14 protein-coding genes are annotated in these 18997 nt (G+C 60.4%); 9 read left to right on the plus strand and 5 right to left on the minus strand.

The genetic code is table 11. The annotated features are described in order from the left end of the window. Positions 1–128: 128 nt before the first annotated feature. Both xdhC and guaD read left to right on the plus strand, forming a co-directional pair. On the plus strand, positions 129–974 hold the full coding sequence (gene xdhC / locus QK293_RS20740) for a xanthine dehydrogenase accessory protein XdhC (RefSeq protein WP_282380475.1): 846 nt from the start codon (positions 129–131) through the stop codon (positions 972–974). 8 nt (positions 975–982) lie between these two features. Next, positions 983–2287, plus strand: a complete 1305-nt coding sequence (gene guaD, locus QK293_RS20745; RefSeq protein WP_282380477.1) for a guanine deaminase — start codon at positions 983–985, stop codon at positions 2285–2287. Positions 2288–2418: 131 nt separating this feature from the next. Here the strand turns inward: guaD and QK293_RS20750 are convergent, their stop codons facing one another. Further along, entirely contained in the window at positions 2419–3183 is a 765-nt protein-coding gene (locus QK293_RS20750) for a GntR family transcriptional regulator (RefSeq protein ID WP_282380479.1), read from the minus strand. Between the two features lie 227 nt (positions 3184–3410). Here QK293_RS20750 and QK293_RS20755 point away from each other — a divergent pair, with 227 nt between their 5' ends. Beyond that, entirely contained in the window at positions 3411–4601 is a 1191-nt protein-coding gene (locus tag QK293_RS20755) for a benzoate/H(+) symporter BenE family transporter (protein ID WP_282380481.1), read from the plus strand. A 143-nt stretch (positions 4602–4744) separates the two neighbouring features. On the opposite strand, the gene QK293_RS20760 is transcribed toward QK293_RS20755, so the two are convergent. Then, positions 4745–5089, minus strand: a complete 345-nt coding sequence (locus QK293_RS20760; RefSeq protein WP_007896965.1) for a YggL family protein — start codon at positions 5087–5089, stop codon at positions 4745–4747. 234 nt (positions 5090–5323) lie between these two features. Here QK293_RS20760 and dacB point away from each other — a divergent pair, with 234 nt between their 5' ends. Beyond that, complete coding sequence (dacB, locus tag QK293_RS20765) at positions 5324–6784, plus strand: D-alanyl-D-alanine carboxypeptidase/D-alanyl-D-alanine-endopeptidase (RefSeq protein ID WP_282380484.1); 1461 nt, start codon at positions 5324–5326, stop codon at positions 6782–6784. A gap of 139 nt (positions 6785–6923) precedes the next feature. Here the strand turns inward: dacB and QK293_RS20770 are convergent, their stop codons facing one another. Beyond that, positions 6924–9323, minus strand: a complete 2400-nt coding sequence (locus QK293_RS20770) for a GGDEF domain-containing protein (RefSeq protein ID WP_282380486.1) — start codon at positions 9321–9323, stop codon at positions 6924–6926. Positions 9324–9465: 142 nt separating this feature from the next. Next, positions 9466–11736, minus strand: a complete 2271-nt coding sequence (gene rlmKL, locus QK293_RS20775) for a bifunctional 23S rRNA (guanine(2069)-N(7))-methyltransferase RlmK/23S rRNA (guanine(2445)-N(2))-methyltransferase RlmL (RefSeq protein WP_282380488.1) — start codon at positions 11734–11736, stop codon at positions 9466–9468. 529 nt (positions 11737–12265) lie between these two features. Between rlmKL and QK293_RS20780 the strand changes: the two genes are divergently transcribed. Next, positions 12266–12481, plus strand: coding sequence for a ribosome modulation factor (locus QK293_RS20780; RefSeq protein WP_003223300.1), 216 nt, complete (start codon positions 12266–12268; stop codon positions 12479–12481). Positions 12482–12766: 285 nt separating this feature from the next. On the opposite strand, the gene QK293_RS20785 is transcribed toward QK293_RS20780, so the two are convergent. Then, positions 12767–13786 (minus strand): quinone-dependent dihydroorotate dehydrogenase, encoded by a 1020-nt coding sequence (locus QK293_RS20785; RefSeq protein WP_282380491.1) that lies wholly within the window; start codon positions 13784–13786, stop codon positions 12767–12769. Positions 13787–14015: 229 nt separating this feature from the next. On the opposite strand from QK293_RS20785, the gene QK293_RS20790 reads away from it, so the two are divergent. From QK293_RS20790 to QK293_RS20805, 4 genes are all read left to right on the plus strand, one after another. Then, positions 14016–15227, plus strand: coding sequence for a CmpA/NrtA family ABC transporter substrate-binding protein (locus QK293_RS20790; protein WP_282380493.1), 1212 nt, complete (start codon positions 14016–14018; stop codon positions 15225–15227). Positions 15228–15242: 15 nt separating this feature from the next. Further along, entirely contained in the window at positions 15243–15818 is a 576-nt protein-coding gene (locus tag QK293_RS20795; RefSeq protein WP_008146285.1) for an ANTAR domain-containing protein, read from the plus strand. 228 nt (positions 15819–16046) lie between these two features. Continuing rightward, entirely contained in the window at positions 16047–17258 is a 1212-nt protein-coding gene (locus QK293_RS20800) for a nitrate/nitrite transporter (RefSeq protein ID WP_282380496.1), read from the plus strand. Between the two features lie 7 nt (positions 17259–17265). Next, positions 17266–18936: a bifunctional protein-serine/threonine kinase/phosphatase gene (locus QK293_RS20805; RefSeq protein WP_282380497.1), complete on the plus strand. Its 1671-nt coding sequence runs from the start codon at positions 17266–17268 to the stop codon at positions 18934–18936. Positions 18937–18997 lie beyond the last annotated feature (61 nt).

An 18997-nucleotide genomic window follows, 5' to 3' on the forward strand; every position in this document is an offset into this window, starting at 1 on the left:
CTTCGCGGGCAAGCCTCGCTCCTACAGATTGACGGTGTATCGCGATAATACATTCGCTGCAAAACTTGTAGGAGCGAGGCTTGCCCGCGAAGACGCCCGAACAGACAACAGAGATGTTGAGGTGAAACATGTACAACTGGATCGACGCCCTCGCCGACCTGCAAACCCGGGGTGAACCCTGCGTGTTGGTGACCATCATCGAAGAGCTCGGCTCGACGCCGCGCAATGCCGGTTCGAAGATGGTCATCGGCGCCAACCAGGCCTTCGACACCATCGGTGGCGGGCATCTGGAATACAAGGCCATGCAGATCGGCCGGGAGATGCTTGCCAGCGGCAAGCAGGACACCCATCTGGAGCGCTTCAGCCTCGGCGCCAGTCTGGGCCAGTGCTGCGGCGGCGTGACCGTGTTGCTGTTCGAACCGATGGGCCAGGTCCAGGCGCAGATTGCCGTGTTCGGCGCCGGTCATGTCGGTCGGGCGCTGGTGCCGCTCCTCGCCAGCCTGCCCTGCCGGGTGCGCTGGATCGACTCGCGGGAAGCCGAATTCCCTGAACAGATCCCCCACGGCGTCCGTAAAATCGTCGCCGAAGAACCGGTGGACGAAATCGATGACCTGCCCGCCGGCAGCTATTGCATCGTCATGACCCACAACCATCAGCTCGACCTCGAACTCACCGCCGCGATCCTCAAACGCAACGACTTCGCCTACTTCGGCCTGATCGGTTCAAAGACCAAACGGGTGAAGTTCGAACACCGCTTGCGTGACCGTGGTTTCGACAGCGCCGCGCTGCAACGCATGCGCTGCCCGATGGGCATCGGCGAAGTCAAAGGCAAGTTGCCTGTGGAAATCGCCATCTCCATCGCCGGCGAAATCATCGCCACCTATAACGCGAATTTCGGCCAGCACACCGCCAGCGCCGGATCATCGATTGCCAAACTGCTGCCTGCTTCACGCCGCAGCCAAGCCACCCATTGAGAACTCACATGCCTTTGACTCGAAAAGCCTACCGCGCCGCCATTCTGCACAGCATCGCCGACCCCGCTGAAGTGGGCATCGAAGCCTCGTACGAGTATTTCGAGGACGGCCTGCTGGTGGTCGATAACGGCCAGATCAGCGCCGTCGGCCACGCCAGCGAATTGCTGCCGACCCTGCCGGCCGACATCGAAATCACCCATTACCAGGATGCGTTGATCACCCCAGGCTTCATCGACACCCACATTCACCTGCCGCAAACCGGCATGGTCGGTGCCTACGGCGAGCAACTGCTCGACTGGCTCAACACTTACACCTTCCCGTGCGAAAGCCAGTTCGCCGACAAGGCTCACGCCGACGAGGTCGCGGGCATTTTCATCAAGGAACTGCTGCGCAACGGCACCACGACTGCGCTGGTATTCGGCAGCGTGCACCCGCAATCGGTGAACTCGTTTTTCGAGGCCGCCGAGCAGCTGGACCTGCGGATGATCGCCGGCAAAGTGATGATGGACCGCAACGCCCCGGACTACCTGACCGACACCGCTGAATCCAGCTATGTCGAAAGCAAGGCACTGATCGAACGCTGGCACGGCAAGGGTCGACTGCACTACGCGGTCACCCCGCGCTTCGCCCCGACCAGCACCCCGGAACAGCTGACCCTTGCAGGCCAGTTGCTCAGCGAATTCCCTGGCCTGTACATGCAAACCCACATCAGCGAAAACCTGAAAGAAGTCGAGTGGGTCAAGGAACTGTTTCCAGAGCGCAAGGGCTACCTGGACGTCTACGACCACTACAAACTGCTCGGCGAGCGTTCGGTATTCGCCCACGGCGTGCACCTGTGCGATGACGAGTGCGCGCGGCTCGCGGAAACCGGCTCGGCGATCGCCTTCTGCCCGACCTCGAACTTCTTCCTCGGCAGCGGCCTGTTCAACCTGCCGATGGCCGAGAAGCACAAATTGAATGTTGGTTTGGGCACAGACGTCGGTGGCGGCACCAGTTTCTCGCTGCTGCAAACCCTGAACGAAGCCTACAAGGTCATGCAGATGCAAGGTGCGCGACTGAGCCCGTTCAAGTCGCTGTACCTGGCGACCCTCGGCGGTGCCCGCGCGTTGCGCCTGGAAGACAAGATTGGCACCCTGCAACCGGGCACCGACGCCGACTTCCTGGTACTGGACTACAACGCCACGCCGCTGCTGAGCTATCGCTTGAAGCAGGCCAATAACATTGCCGAAACGTTGTTTGTATTGATGACGCTGGGGGATGACCGGACTGTTCTGCAGACGTATGCGGCGGGTAATCAGGTGCATCAGCGCTAAAATCTCTCCACGCTGATCGTTCCCATGCTCCGCGTGGGAATGCCTCTAGGGACGCTCTGCGTCCAGTGACGCGGAGCGTCACGGGCTGCATTCCCACGCAGAGCGTGGGAACGATCATCACTCGGTCTGACTTATAGCTTGGCGACCGGCCGCCCTGGCTTTTTGGTCTGCAACAAATGCGAGAACACCGCATGCAAATCATCCGACGCGCTTTCTTCGTCGAGGTTGAGTTTGCTGTCGATGTGATCCATGTGATGCATCATCAGGTCCACCGCCAGCTCAGCGTTGCGCGCTTCGATGGCGTCGATCAGTTGGGTGTGCTCATCGTAGGAACAGTGGGAGCGATTGCCGCTTTCGTACTGAGCAATGATCAACGAGGTCTGGGACACCAGACTGCGCTGGAAGCTGATCAGCGGCGCGTTTTTCGCCGCTTCAGCCAACTTCAAGTGAAACTCGCCCGACAAGCGGATGCCGGCACCGCGATCGCCCCGGGAGAAGCTGTCGCGCTCGTCGTTAACCATCTGGCGCAACTCGGCAATCTGTTCGGCAGTGGCGTGCTGCACAGCCAGTTCAGTGATCGCTCGCTCCACCAGACGCCGGGCCAAGAACACTTGGCGAGCCTCTTCGACACTCGGGCTGGCGACGACAGCGCCACGGTTCGGACGCAGCAGCACGACGCCTTCATGGGCCAGGCGCGACAGCGCGCGGCGAATGATGGTGCGACTGACCCCGAAAATTTCCCCCAGCGCTTCTTCGCTCAACTTGGTGCCGGGCGCCAGACGCTGTTCGAGGATGGCCTCGAAAATATGCGCGTAGACAATATCGTCCTGGGTGCCGCTACGGCCGGCTTTGCCTGCTCGCGGTTGTTTCTTTAGGGGTTGCAACTGTTCGTTCATGGGCACTCGAGTCGGAAGAACTGCGGCGAATTGACCGTGACTGTAATACGGCACAGTGGGTCGCTGGCAAGTATCGCGTAAAAAACACTGCGATTGTACACAATGGAGGGTGGCAACACGACTGTACGGCTGTTTGCGGCCTCGGCTGTATTGCAACGCTTGGTTACTTTTGAGTTTAGGCTTGAACCCGGGTTTTACCTTTCAAAAGTATAAGGAACACCGCGGTCATGAACGACGCCACGCACACGCAGCTCCGCCCTTTGGCCGATACGTCGCCTTCGGCGATCGTCGCCGGCTTCATCGCGATGATGACCGGTTACACCAGCTCGCTGGTCCTGATGTTCCAGGCCGGGCAAGCGGCGGGGCTGACCAGCGGGCAGATTTCATCGTGGATCTGGGCGATCTCCATTGGCATGGCGGTGTGCTCGATTGGCCTGTCTTTGCGCTATCGCACCCCTATCACGATCGCCTGGTCGACCCCCGGCGCGGCGTTGCTGATCACCAGTCTGGGCGGCGTGACGTACGGCGAAGCCATTGGCGCCTACATTACCTGCGCGGTACTGGTGACCCTTTGTGGCCTGACCGGCAGCTTCGAACGGCTGGTGAAAAAGATTCCAGCGTCATTGGCCGCCGCTTTGCTGGCGGGAATTCTGTTCAAGATCGGCAGCGAAATCTTCGTCGCCGCCCAGCATCGCACTGCTCTGGTACTGGGGATGTTCTTCACTTACCTGGTGGTCAAACGCCTGTCGCCGCGTTATGCCGTGCTGGCCGCGCTGTTGATCGGCACGGCGCTATCGGGGTTCATGGGGCTGCTGGATTTCAGCGGCTTCCATCTGGAAGTGGCGACGCCGGTCTGGACCACGCCGCACTTCTCCCTGGCCGCGACCATCAGCATCGGCATCCCGCTGTTTGTCGTGGCAATGACGTCGCAGAACATGCCGGGCATCGCTGTGCTGCGCGCTGACGGTTACACCGTGCCGGCCTCGCCGCTGATCACCACCACCGGCATCGCCTCGTTACTGCTGGCGCCGTTCGGTTCCCACGGGATCAACCTCGCGGCCATCAGTGCAGCGATTTGCACCGGGCCGCATGCCCATGAGGATCGTAACAAGCGCTACACGGCGGCTGTCTGGTGCGGGATTTTCTACGGGATCGCGGGGGTGTTTGGCGCAACGCTGGCAGCGTTGTTTGCCGCACTGCCGAAAGAGTTGGTGCTGTCGATTGCGGCACTGGCGTTGTTCGGCTCGATCATCAATGGCTTGAGCATTGCCATGAGCGAAGTGAAGGAACGTGAAGCGGCGCTGATTACCTTTATGGTCACGGCGTCGGGGCTGACGCTGTTTTCCATCGGTTCGGCGTTCTGGGGGATTGTGGCGGGGGTGTTGACGCTGGTGATCTTGAACTGGCGCAAGGCTTGAAAAGCAAAAGATCGCAGCCTCGTTTCACTCGACAGCTGCTACATGGAATGCGATCCGTGTAGCAGCTGTCGAGTGAAACGAGGCTGCGAGCCTTAAACCTTGATAAAAAAACGGCGACCCTTGGGTCGCCGTTTTTTAGAACATCAAGCTACCGGATTGATCGGCTTTTCCGGGTACCAGACGTCGATCAGCGGGCTGACGGTTGCTTCAGTCAGTTCGCTGCGGCCTTTGAGCCAGGCTTCAACTGCGGCACGCTGCTCTTCGGAAACCGAGCCACGCTTCTGCAGGCAAACCAGACCGAAGTCGTCGCCGCCAACATAGCCCAGACCGTTGGCTTCCATGGCTTCTTTCAGGAACGCGTCGAGGAAAGCATCAATGGCTTCATCAGCCAAATCTTCTTTGAAATCCAGGTTCAGTTCGAAACCCAGCTCTTGAAATTCATCGACGCACAGTTTTTTGCGCAGACGCTGGGAACGGTTAGTCGCCATTGGAACAATCCTCATAAGTAATAACGGGCGGCACTTTAGCAGTTTAAGGCGCCGATTGCCCGTCTCTCTGGGTTGCAGGCCCTACCGTCGGTAAAAAAATAGCGGATTAGACGACCAGGGTACGGCACAAGCCGCTACACCTTGGGGCATAATGCCGACACTTTCATGACCGCTGAGGGAATTTATCTGCATGCCCTCGTCTTTTCCCCCCTCGGCTGTAGGGTTTTATTTCACATGATCAAATCTTTGCGTCCATTGTTGCTGGCCGGTTTTCTGCTTCCCCTGGCCTTCTCTGTTTCCGCTGCCCCCATCAACACCGGGCTGACGCCCAACGTTGAAAAGGCCATCAAGGCCAGCAAAATGCCAAACAACGCCTTGTCGCTGGTGATGATCCCGCTCAACGGCCCTGGCACCCCGACCATTTACAACGCTGACGTATCGGTCAACCCGGCCTCGACCATGAAACTGGTCACCACTTACGCGGCCCTGGAAATGCTCGGCCCGAACCACCAGTGGAAAACCGAGTTCTACACCGATGGCTCCCTCAGCGGCGGCATCCTCAACGGTAACCTCTACCTCAAGGGTGGCGGCGATCCGAAGCTGAACATGGAAAAACTCTGGTTGCTGATGCGTGACCTGCGCGCCAACGGCGTGACCCAAATCACCGGCGACCTGGTGCTGGACCGCAGTTTCTTCGTACAACCGCAACTGCCTCAGTTCAACGACGATGGCAATGACGACAACAAACCGTTCCTGGTCAAACCCGACTCGCTGATGGTCAACCTCAAGGCCCTGCGTTTTGTGGCGCGTAACGACAATGGCAGGGTTCTGATTTCGGTAGAACCGCCGATTGCCACGATTCGCATCGAAAACCAGGTCAAAGCCGCCAGCTCCAAGCAATGCGCCGGTGGCGTGCGTTACAACCCGGTGACCCAGGCCGATGGCAGCGTGACCGTGACGGTCGGCGGCCAGTTGGGCGAGGGCTGCAGCTCCCAGACTTATCTGTCGCTGCTCGACCACGCGACCTACACCGCGGGCGCCGTGCGGGCGATCTGGAAGGAACTGGGCGGCAGCATTCAGGGTAAGGATTTGCTGGCGGCTACCCCGAGCAATGCCAAATTGCTGGCCCGGGCGTTCTCGCCGGACCTGGCGGAAATCATCCGTGACATCAATAAATACAGTAACAACACCATGGCTCAGCAGCTGTTCCTGAGTCTGGGTCAGAAATTCCGCACCGACGCTGATGGCGATGATGCTAAAGCCGCACAGCGTGTGGTCCGTCAGTGGCTGGCGAAGAAAGGCATCACGGCGCCGCACCTGGTGATGGAGAACGGCTCCGGCCTGTCCCGCGCCGAACGCGTCAGTGCCCGGGAAATGGCCGCGATGCTGCAAGCCGCATGGCGTAGCCCTTATTCCGCCGAGTTCATCAGTTCAATGCCGATTGCCGGCACCGACGGCACCATGCGCAAACGCCTGAAGACCACCGCGATGCGCGGTGAAGCTCACGTCAAGACCGGCACCCTGAACACCGTGCGCGCCATCTCGGGTTTCAGCCGCGACATCAACGGCAATACCTGGGCGGTGGTGGCGATCCTCAACGACAAGGCACCGTTTGGCGCCTCTTCGGTGCTGGATCAGGTGCTGCTGGACCTGTATCGCCAGCCGAAACTGCCGGAAACGGCTTCGGTGTTGTAACCGGATACTCCAAGCACTTGATCGTTCCCACGCTCTGCGTGGGAATGCAGCCCGTGACGCTCCGCGTCACTGGACGCAGAGCGTCCCTAGAGGCATTCCCACGCAGAGCGTGGGAACGATCATCGCGTGCAGCCAGCACTTAGTTCATCTCCCCCTCAACCCGATCCCGTCCTGCCTGTTTCGCCGCATACACCCCTGAATCCGCCCGCAGTAGCAGCGCATCCGCGCCCTCGCCGACTCGCCAACTGGCAATCCCGAAACTCGCGGTCACTGTCCCGACGCCTTCGATGGGCGAACTGCGCAACCCTTGCCATAACTGCAAGGCCAGGACATGCGCATGGCCGCCGTCGATGTCCGGGCAAAGCACCATGAACTCCTCGCCACCCAGACGACAGAACACGTCGGTGCGGCGCAGCCGATGGCCGATGCGTTCGCACACGATCTGCAACACCCGATCGCCGACAGCGTGGCCATGCTGGTCATTGATACGTTTGAAGTGGTCGATATCGAGCATGATCACTGACAGCTCGCCGCCACCGCGCTCGACCCGGGCCATTTCGGTGGTCAGGCGTTCCTGGAAATAGCGGCGGTTGTGGATCCCGGTCAGCGAGTCAGTGATCGACAGCGCACGCAATTCTTCTTGCACCCGCTTGAGGTCAGAGATGTCTGAGATGTAGCCATGCCAAAGCACGCCGCCACCGGGCAATTCCTCTGGCGTCGCCTCGCCACGAACCCAGCGCAGGCCGCGCAGGGGCAGCAGCACGCGGTATTCCTCGCGCCAAGGACTGAGGGTGTCCGCCGACGCCCGGATCGAGGCGCGGACTCGGGTGGTGTCCTGCGGATGAATCCGCGTGAAAATCGCTTCGGCGTTGAGCAACAGCACATCCGGCTCAAGTTCGTAGATCTCGCGAATACCGTCGCTGGCGTAGATCACGCTGAAGCGCCCATCGAATTCCATCTTGAACTGGTAGATCCCGCCGGGTACATGAGCGCTGAGTTTCTTCAACAACAGGTCCCGTGCCGCCAGGGCCTCGTGGACTCGCTTGCGTTCAGTGATGTCGATACAGATCGCCAGGTGCCCGACCCACAGGCCTTGCTCGTCGAGTACCGGGGTCGCGAGCATGTTCACCGTCAAATGGCTGCCGTCGCTACGTAGCAACGTCCATTCCCGCGCTTCGTGACCGCCCTCCTCGCCGCCCTCGACCAACATCGCCTGGCAGGTCGGAATCGGCTTGCCATAGCGCGCACTCAACTCCGCCGAGCGTGCAAGGAGTTCACGGGGCAGGTGCAGGTTTTCCAGGGTCATGTGGCCCACCACCTCAGCGTTGGTGTAACCGAGCATTTGCTCTGCACCGGCATTAAAGGTACTGATGACCCCGCGCAAGTCAGTGGCGATGATCGCCACCTGAGTCGCGGCATTCAGCACGCCGCGCAACTGGCCATGGGTGCCGCGCAACTCCTGCTCGCGGGCGCGCAGTTCCTGGGTCCGTTGCTCGACCATCTTCAGCGCCCGTTGACGCTGACTGACCAGCACATAGAGCAAGGCACTGAGCAACAGACTGAGCAAGCCACCCAGCACCACCAGGCTGGTCACCGAAGAGTGGTTGGCTTTCAGGAAGGCATCGCTGGGCTGAATGTCGACTTGATAGTCATGGTCGGCGAGCCGCAGCAGCCGGGTCACGGCCAATTCACTGGGGGCCGGTGTGTTGGAAGACTCATAAAGCACTTCGTGCTGATCATCTGTGGATAAGTCGAGGACGCGCACCGAAAGGTAGTCACGGCCCGCCTCCGGCAGCCCGTCCGCGAGCAACTGGCGCATGCTGATCACAGCCATGACATAACCGAACGGTTTCAATCGCGCCGTAGCCGGGCTATTGCGCAGCAGCACCGGCGCGACCAGCAGCACGCCGCGTGCATAGCCCGGCTCGATATTGACCAGATGCATTGGCTGCGATACCGCCATGCTGCCGTGCTGATCGGCCCGTTCAAGGGTGGAACGGCGCAAGGGTTGAGCCAACAAGTCGTAGCCCAGCGGCGCGCCGATTTTGCTTTGGGTCTGACTATAGAGTACCGCCACGTATTCATCACGTTCGGCCGCCAGTTGCAGTTGGCCGTCGGCATTGAGCTCACGCAGGGTGAAGTCGGGTAAACCCTCTGCACGCACCTGGCGTTCAAATTCCGCTCGTTCGGCGCGGGTTATCCGCTTGGCGAAGGAGTAGGCCTGAGTCCGGTGCAGCAGCGGTTGGGTGTAACCGTCGAACTCCTCGCGGGAGACCGAATCGGAATTGGCAAAGAACCGGCGCAGGCCATCGAGACGCTGCTCCTGATCTTCGAAACGTTCTTCGATACGGCTGTAACGTTCACTGGCCAGCAGTTGGAAACGTTGCCGCAATTGATGGTGAAACAGATTCAGCGTCGACCACGCCAGCAATCCCGTGAGAATTGCGCCGACGACCAATACCAGCAGCGCGACCAGCCAGGTCGAGGCATCTTCACTGATAAAACCCAGGATCTTCGGGCGCACGGCGTGCAACGACATAGACGCAACTCAAAACGCCAGGTGCGGGAAAGCCCAATGGCCATGCGTTGAGTTATAGCTATTAGCCATCAATTTGACCAGCACAGAAAGAAGCCAAGAGCCTTTAAAAATCAAGGCTCTGTGGATCCAATCCCTTTGAGTGTCAACGAGCCGTGATTTTCCATGCCCGGTGGATCTTGCCATTACGGGCGAAATCCGGATCGATGGTCTGGGCGGTGATTTCCTCGACCGCGTAACGCTCAGTGAGGTTTTCCTCGAGCTGGAACTTGCGGAAGTTATTGGAGAAATACAACACGCCGCCCGGTGCCAAACGCGCCATGGCCAGATCGATCAATTGCACCTGGTCGCGCTGCACGTCGAAGATCCCTTCCATGCGCTTGGAGTTGGAGAAGGTCGGCGGATCGATGAAGATCAGGTCGTACTCGTCACGGCAGGTGTCGAGCCAGGCCATTACATCGCCCTGCTCCAGACGGTTCTTGTCAGAGAAACCGTTCAGCGACAGGTTGCGACGCGCCCAGTCCAGATAGGTTTTCGACAAGTCGACGCTGGTGGTGCTGCGTGCGCCGCCCTTGGCTGCGTGAACACTGGCGGTCGCGGTGTAGCTATACAGGTTGAGGAAGCGTTTACCGGCCGCCTCTTTCTGGATGCGCATGCGCATCGACCGGTGGTCGAGGAACAGCCCGGTGTCGAGGTAATCCGTGAGGTTCACCAGCAGCTTCACGCCGCCTTCATTGACCTCGACGAACTTGCCCTGTGCCGCTTGGCGTTCGTACTGCTTGGTGCCGCTCTGACGTTCGCGACGCTTGACCACCACGCGGCTCTTGTCGATGTTCAGGGCCTGCGGAATCGCGGCCAGGGCATCGAACATACGCGCCGAGGCTTTTTCCGGATCGATGGATTTCGGCGCGGCGTACTCCTGGACGTGGACCCAATCCTGATACAGGTCGATGGCCATGGAGTATTCCGGCATGTCGGCATCGTAGACGCGGTAGCAGTCGATGCCTTCACGCTTGACCCACTTGCCGAGGGCCTTGAGGTTCTTTTGCAGACGATTGGCAAACATCTGCCCGCCTTCGCTCAAGCGCGGCTGCTCAATCACCACCGGTACCGGTTTGATCGGGTTGCCGTTCTTGTTGTACTTCTCGTACTTGCCGGGGGCTACGTCGTTGTCTGCGACATCGACTTCGGCCTGCTCACGCTCGACCTGACGCTGCTCCGGGGTGCGACGTTCGCCCGTGACGAACTGGTCCGGCGTGACGTTGATCAGCAGCAATTTGCACGGTAAGGCGCCGTTCCAGAACGAATACTGTTTGTGGCTGCGAATGCCCATGCGCTTGCCCAGGTCCGGGGCGCCAGTGAACACCGCCGCTTCCCAGTTCAAGCAGGCCTGACGCAGACGTTCGCCGAGGTTCTGGTAGAGATAGAGCAAGCTCGCTTCGTCACCCAGACGCTCGCCGTACGGCGGGTTGCAGATCACCAGACCTTTCTGGTTCTGGTCCGGACGCGGCTCGAACGTCCCGACTTCGCCCTGGTAGATCTTGATCCACTCGCTCAAGCCGGCACGTTCGACGTTGTTGCGACCCGGTTGAATCAGGCGCGGATCGGCTTCGTAACCGCGAATCCACAGCGGCGGCTTGGCCAGACCGGCAGCGGCACGGGCGGTGGCTTCTTCGTGAAGCTTTTTCCACAGCGCCGGGACGTGACCGAGCCAGGCCGTGAAGCCCCACTGCTCGCGACGCAGGTTCGGCGCCATGTCGGCGGCGATCATCGCCGCTTCCACCAGGAACGTACCGACACCGCACATCGGGTCAGCCAGCGCGCCGCCGTCGGCCGCAATGCGAGGCCAACCGGAACGGATCAGGATCGCTGCCGCGAGGTTTTCCTTCAGCGGCGCCGCGCCCTGCTGCAAGCGATAGCCGCGCTGATGCAGGCTGTGGCCGGAGAGGTCGAGGGACAGAATCGCTTCACCACGGTCCAGGCGCAGGTGAATGCGCAGGTCCGGGTTGAGTTTGTCGATGGATGGGCGGTCGCCCTGCGGTGTGCGCAGTTTGTCGACGATGGCGTCCTTGACCTTTAAGGCACCAAAATGGGTGTTGTCGATGCCCGAGCCGTGACCGCTGAACTCGACGGCCAGGGTGCCGTCGTTGAGCATGTGGTCTTGCCACTCGATATCCAGCACGCCGTGATAGAGGTCTTCAGCGTCCTTCATCGGGAAACGCTTGAGCACCAGCAGCACCCGGTTCGCCAGACGCGACCACAGGCACAGGCGATAAGCGGTTTCCATGGTCGCCATGCCGCGCACGGCAGAGGTGTGCTCACGCGCTTCCTCAAGGCCAAGCCCGATGGCTTCCTCGATGAGCAGGCCTTCAAGGCCTTTTGGGCAAGTGAGGAAGATTTCGAATTGATCGGACATTGGAATTTCAGAGCCTTTGGCTAAGTGAACCGACAACGCATTGCCGGCCCGGTTTTCAATCAGGCGCTTTTCTAAAAGAGCGCCCGCGTGGCACGAAGGTGTGCCGTTCCACCCTTGCTGCTCGGGTTAAAAGAGCTTAGATGCAAAGGCAGATAAAAAAGTTGATGCAACAAAATGTCATAACTCGACCCTTCGTCGAATAGTCCCCCTGCTCAACAGGAGGCATTCTCACTTAGGTGTTCAATACATCCTGCAGCGCAGGGCCGATCATACCGGGGTTTTGCCAATAAACACGGGACAACATCGTGTTACTTATGGCCATACCACCTTAATAGTTACGTCCTTATGACAAAACGATCATTCCCTCGATGTGACGCATTGGTTAGAACTCAACTCAGGTTGACGCCGCAATGACGTCAACACCTTGGCTCGCGACGCCGGCAGCGAGCCCCAACGGCAGGAGTTTTTCTGCCAGACCTCGATTGAGGTCAACGCGATTAATACAGTCAACAAGTGAGGACAACACCCTATGAGAAGACTTAAGCGTGATCCGTTGGAAAGAGCATTTTTGCGCGGATATCAATATGGCGTTGGTGGCAAATCCCGTGAGCTTTGCCCATTTACTCTACCGTCGGTACGCCAAGCCTGGATTAACGGCTGGCGAGAAGGACGCGGCGACAATTGGGACGGTATGACCGGCACTGCGGGAATCCATAGACTCAACGAACTTCACGCCGTCGGCTAACGCAGGGCACACACTCCGACACGACAATCTGATTATGTAACGACTTACCACGCACGCCCCATCCGGGCGGCGGGCTCCGGCCCAGGGGCTCCTTCGAGGAGCCCTTTTTTATGCCTGCTCCCCACACATTCCCCTGTAGCAGCTGCCGAGCACCGCGAGGCTGCGTTCGGCTGCGAAGCAGTCGTTAAGTCAGGCACTGAGGTCTTACAGGTACACCGCGCATGCTGGTTTTACGACTGCTTCGCAGCCGAACGCAGCCTCGCGGTGCTCGGCAGCTGCTACAAGTCAGCGCAAGGCGGCGATGGCGTCTACAGATTCACGAATCAGCGCCGGGCCTTTATAGATGAAGCCGGAATAGAGCTGCACCAGGCTCGCCCCCGCAGCGATTTTCTCAGCCGCGTGCTTGCCTTCGGTAATGCCACCCACGGCGATGATCGGCAAGCGACCGGCCAACTCTGCCGCCAGCATCTTCACGGTGTGGGTGCTCTTGTCGCGAACCGGTGCGCCGGACAGACCGCCCGCCTCGTCGCCGTGCTCCATGCCTTCAACGCCGACGCGGCTCAGGGTGGTGTTGGTGGCGATCACCGCATCCATCCCGGTTTCGATCAGCGCTTGCGCGACCTGAGCGGTTTCTTCGTCGGTCATGTCCGGCGCAATCTTGATCGCCAGTGGGACATGTTTGCCATGGCGCAGCGCCAGTTCTGCGCGGCGCGTAGCCAGGTCAGCCAACAATTGCTTCAGCGAATCGCCGAACTGCAGGCTGCGCAGACCAGGGGTGTTCGGCGAGCTGACGTTGACCGTTACGTAGCTGGCGTGGACGTAGACCTTGTCCAGACAGATCAGGTAGTCGTCGACCGCCCGCTCAACCGGGGTATCGAAGTTTTTGCCGATATTGATACCCAGCACACCCTTGTACTGGGCCGCCGCCACTCGGGCCAACAGGTGATCGACACCGAGGTTGTTGAACCCCATGCGGTTGATGATCGCCTCGGCTTCCGGCAGACGGAAAATCCGTGGTTTAGGGTTGCCCGGTTGCGGACGTGGCGTAATGGTGCCGATTTCGACAAAACCAAAACCCAGTTGGGCAAACCCGTCGATGGCCGCGCCGTTCTTGTCCAGACCGGCCGCCAGACCTACCGGGTTCGGGAAGTCCAGGCCCATGACGGTCACCGGCATTTTCGCCGGTGCCTTGCACAGCAAGCCGTTGAGGCCCAAACGCCCGCCCGCGCCGATCAGGTCCAGGGACAGATCGTGGGAGGTTTCCGGGGAAAGTTTGAACAACAGCTGACGGGCCAGGGTGTACATGGGCGGCTTTGACTCTGGGCTACGAGAAGTGGCGGCGATTATAGCCGGGCATCGAGGTTGCAGGCGAGGCGCGCGACAAAATCAGTGAGCGATGGCATATGCCTTGCACCGTCACTGACATCAGCACTCATGCCAACGGCGGGATGAGTCGAAAGACAAAGGCGTCGTCACTTGGCCTTGCTCTGGCAAGCAGCCCGGTACGGCGCTTTTTTATGGAAGGTGTTTACAGATGATTGAAGTTCCAGCCAACCCTCTGGCCTGGGTCAACGGCAGCGATGCCCCGGAAAAGACCGAAATCAACCTCGGCTTCATGGCCCTCAGCGACTGCGCCTCCGTGGTGGTCGCGGCCACGCAGGGCTTCGCGCAACCTTATGGCCTGACCCTGAACCTCAAGCGCCAGCCGTCCTGGGCCAACCTGCGGGACAAACTGGTCAGTGGCGAACTTGACGCCGCCCACAGCCTGTACGGTTTGATCTACGCCGTGCATTTGGGCATCGGCGGTGTCGCGTCGACCGACATGGCGGTGCTCATGGGCCTGAATCAGAATGGCCAGAGCATCAATCTCTCCCATGGCTTACAGGCCTTGGGCGTGACCAGTCCTGAAGCACTCGACCGGCACGTGCACCAAAGTCGCCCAAAACTCACTTTCGCCCAGACATTTCCTACGGGCACTCACGCCATGTGGCTGTATTACTGGCTCGCGAGTCAGGGCATCCATCCGCTGCAGGACGTCAACAGCGTGGTGGTGCCGCCGTCGCAAATGGTCGCGCACCTGCAAGCCGGTCGCATCGATGGTTTCTGCGTCGGCGAGCCATGGTCCGCCAGCGCGGTGCAGCAGAACCTGGGGTTCACCCTGGCCACAACCCAGACCATCTGGCCCGATCATCCAGAAAAAGTCCTCGGTTGCACCCGCGCGTTTGTCGAGCAATACCCCAACACCGCCCGGGCGCTGGTGATGGCGATACTCGAAGCCAGCCGCTTCATCGAACAAAGCACGGAAAATCGCTGCAGCACCGCAAAGCTGATGAGTGCGTCCGAATACCTCGACGCGCCACTCGACTGCATCGCGCCGAGGCTGCTCGGTGACTACGCCGATGGCCTCGGTAATCGTTGGCAGGATCCGCATTCCCTGCGGTTCCATGCGGACGGCGAAGTCAACCTGCCTTACTTGTCCGACGGCATGTGGTTCATGACCCAGTTCCGCCGCTGGGGTTTGTTGCGCGATGACCCGGACTATCTGGGCGTGGCCCGTCAGGTCCAGCAACTAGACTTGTATCGAGAGGCCGCCACGGCGGTGGGTGTCGCCGCCCCGGGTCAGGAAATGCGCAGCAGCCAGTTGATCGACGGCAAGGTCTGGGACGGCTCGGACCCGGCCGGATATGCCCGCAGTTTCAAGCTGCACGCCCTGAGCGACAGCTCGCCCCTTCTCGCCAGCCGCTGACAGGAGACTGCGAATATGTTGCGTATCCTGCTGATCAACGACACCGCGAAGAAAGTCGGTCGCCTGAAGGCGGCGCTGACCGAAGCCGGGTTCGAGGTGATCGATGAGTCGGGCCTGACCATCGATCTGCCTGCGCGCGTCGAAACGGTGCGTCCGGATGTGATTTTGATCGATACCGAGTCACCGAGCCGCGATGTGATGGAGCAAGTGGTGCTCGTGAGCCGCGACCAACCGCGGCCGATTGTGATGTTTACCGATGAACATGACCCCGATGTGATGCGTCAGGCGATCAAGTCCGGGGTCAGTGCCTACATCGTCGAAGGCATCCACGCACAGCGCTTGCAGCCGATTCTCGACGTCGCCATGGCACGTTTTGAAAGCGACCAGGCCCTGCGCGCCCAACTCAACGCCCGCGACCAGCAACTGGCCGAGCGCAAGCGTATCGAACTGGCCAAAGGGCTGTTGATGAAAATGAAGGACTGCAACGAGGAAGAGGCCTACACCCTGATGCGCCGCCAGGCGATGAGCCGGCAGCAGAAGCTGATCCAGGTGGCGGAACAGATCATCGCGATGAGCGAGTTGCTCGGGTAACCGATCTTGAACCTGGCACAAATCTCGCTAGGTAATCACTACAGGTAACCAACGGCGGTTGCCCCACCTACGACAAAGACGTCGCTCACCTCATTTGCCCATGGCGAATCCGGTGGCGGCGTTTTTTTGTTTTGGCCCCAGAGACCGGGGCCGGTGGTGCGGCCGATGCGGCGCCCCACCTGCAAGCTCATGACTCCTTCTCGAGACTATTAACAGCTGAGGTGCGCGATGAATTCAAGCTTCTGGAAATCCGGCCATACCCCGACATTGTTCGCGGCCTTCCTCTATTTCGACCTGAGCTTCATGGTCTGGTACGTGCTCGGCCCACTGGCGGTGCAAATCGCCGCCGACTTGCACCTGACCACCCAACAGCGCGGGCTGGTGGTGGCCACGCCGATTCTGGCCGGGGCCGTGCTGCGCTTTGTGATGGGCTTGCTGGCTGATCGCCTGTCGCCAAAAACTGCCGGACTGATTGGCCAGGTGATCGTCATCTGCGCATTGTTCGGCGCCTGGAAACTCGGTATCCACAGCTACGAGCAGGCGCTGGTGCTGGGCCTGTTCCTCGGCATGGCCGGCGCGTCCTTTGCCGTCGCCCTGCCGCTGGCGTCGCAATGGTATCCGCCACAACACCAAGGCAAAGCCATGGGCATCGCCGGTGCTGGCAACTCGGGCACGGTGTTCGCCGCCCTGCTCGCCCCGGTCCTGGCCGCGGCATTTGGCTGGAGTAACGTGTTCGGCTTCGCCCTGATCCCGCTGATTCTGACCATCATCATCTTTGCCTGGCTGGCCAAAAACGCGCCTGAGCGGCCAAAAGCCAAGTCCATGTCCGACTACTTCAAGGCCTTGGGCGACCGCGACAGCTGGTGGTTCATGTTTTTCTACAGCGTGACGTTCGGCGGCTTCATTGGCCTGGCCAGCGCTCTGCCCGGCTATTTCAACGACCAATATGGCCTCAGCCCGGTGACCGCCGGCTATTACACCGCAGCCTGCGTGTTCGGCGGCAGCTTGATGCGTCCGTTGGGCGGCGCTCTGGCCGACCGTTTCGGTGGCATTCGCACCCTCTTGGGGATGTACACGGTGGCGGCAGTCTGCATCGCAGCGGTGGGTTTCAATCTGCCGAGTTCCTACGCTGCGCTGGCACTTTTCGTCTGCACCATGCTCGGTTTGGGTGCAGGTAACGGCGCTGTTTTCCAATTGGTGCCGCAGCGTTTTCGTCGGGAGATCGGTGTGATGACCGGTTTGATCGGCATGGCTGGCGGTATCGGTGGGTTTGCACTGGCAGCGGGCATGGGCGCGATCAAGCAAAGCACCGGCAGCTATCAACTGGCCTTGTGGTTGTTCGCCAGCCTCGGCGTACTCGCCTGGTTCGGCCTGCACGGTGTGAAACGGCGCTGGAGAACTACCTGGGGTTCGGCCGCCGTGACGGCTGCACGGGTCTGACGCCTCAATGAGCCTGCAACTGAGTTTTGCCGAAGCCAGCGCCATCGGCCCTCGCGAGGAGAATCAGGACGCCCTGCGCCTGGTGACCCCGGCCCCGGCGCTGGCAGCGAGCAAGGGTTACCTCTTCGCCATCGCCGATGGCGTCAGCCAGTGCGCCGACGGTGGCCTCGCCGCCCGCTCGACGTTGCAGGCCCTGGCGCTGGATTACTACGCCACACCGGAAACCTGGGGCGTCGCTCAAGCGCTGGATCGCCTGCTACTGGCGCAAAATCGCTGGCTACAGGCCAACGGCGGTGGGCAGCCGCTGCTGACCACTGTCAGTGCTTTGGTCATACGCGGTAGGCGTTTTACCCTGGCCCATGTCGGCGATTGCCGGGTTTATCGCTGGCACGCCGATCAGTTGCAGCGGGTCAGCGAGGATCACGTCTGGGACCAACCGGGCATGCAACATGTGCTCAAGCGGGCGCTCGGGCTCGATCAGCATTTGGTGCTGGATTTTCTAGATGGCGAACTGCGCCTTAATGAGAGCTTCGTGCTGCTCAGTGACGGCATCTGGGCCGTGCTGGGCGACACCGCGATTGCCGCGATTCTGCGCGATCAGCCAGATCTGAACAGCGCGGCGCAGACCTTGGTCAACGCGGCGCATCTGGCCGGCAGCCAGGATAACGCCAGCGCCTTGCTGGTGCGGGTCGATGCCCTCGGTGAAACGAGTATCGGCGATGCGTTGATTCATTTGCAGCAATGGCCGCTGCCGCCAGCACTGAAACCGGGTCAGACGTTCGAGGGTTGGCAAGTCGAAGGGATACTCGGTCAGAGCCAGCAGTCGTTGCTCTATCGGGTACGCGACGGGCAACAACAACCCTGGCTGCTGAAAACCTTGCCCGGTGCGCTGCGCGACGATCACTTGGCCGGGCAGGCATTGCTGTCGGAAGAATGGTTTCTCAAGCGCGTGGCCGGCCGGCATTTCCCTGAAGTCCATGCCGCCAGTCAGCGTCAGCATTTGTACTACGTGATGCGCGAATATTCCGGATCTACGTTGGCTGCGTTGCACGCTGATGTCGGACCGCTACCTCTGCCGCAATGGCAGGATCTGGCCGAACGCCTGCTGCGAGCCGTTGGCATGCTGCATCGACGGCAGATTCTCCATCGCGATATCAAACCGGAGAACCTGCTGCTGGGGGACGACGGCGAATTACGCCTGCTGGACTTCGGTCTCGCCTACTGCCCCGGCCTGTCAGAAGATCAGCCTTCTGCCCTGCCCGGAACGCCCAGCTATATCGCGCCGGAAGCCTTTCGCGGGGAAACACCGACACCGCAACAGGACCTGTATGCCGTCGGCGTAACCTTGTATTTCCTGCTCACCGGGCATTATCCCTACGGCGAAATCGAAGCTTTCCAGCGCCCCCGGTTCGGAATTCCTGTCAGTGCCAGTCGCTATCGACCCGACCTGCCGGAATGGATTGCGCAAAGTCTGGAGCGCGCCGTGACGGTGGATCCGGGTCAACGATTTGAAACGGCGGAAGAATGGTTGTTGCTGCTGGAACAGGGTGAGCGACACAGTTTGAGCGTGCGACCCAGGCCGTTGCTTGAGCGCGAGCCATTGAAGGTCTGGCGGACCTTGGCGCTGGCGTCATTGTTGGTGAATCTGGTGCTGCTGGTCATGTTATTTCACGGCTGACTTCGAACCCCTGTAATTGGATGGACTCGCCCAAGCCGAGGCGTCAATGCGCCACGGTGGC

This window comes from Pseudomonas sp. AL03, assembly GCF_029960815.1.
In the GTDB taxonomy this organism is placed as follows: domain Bacteria; phylum Pseudomonadota; class Gammaproteobacteria; order Pseudomonadales; family Pseudomonadaceae; genus Aquipseudomonas.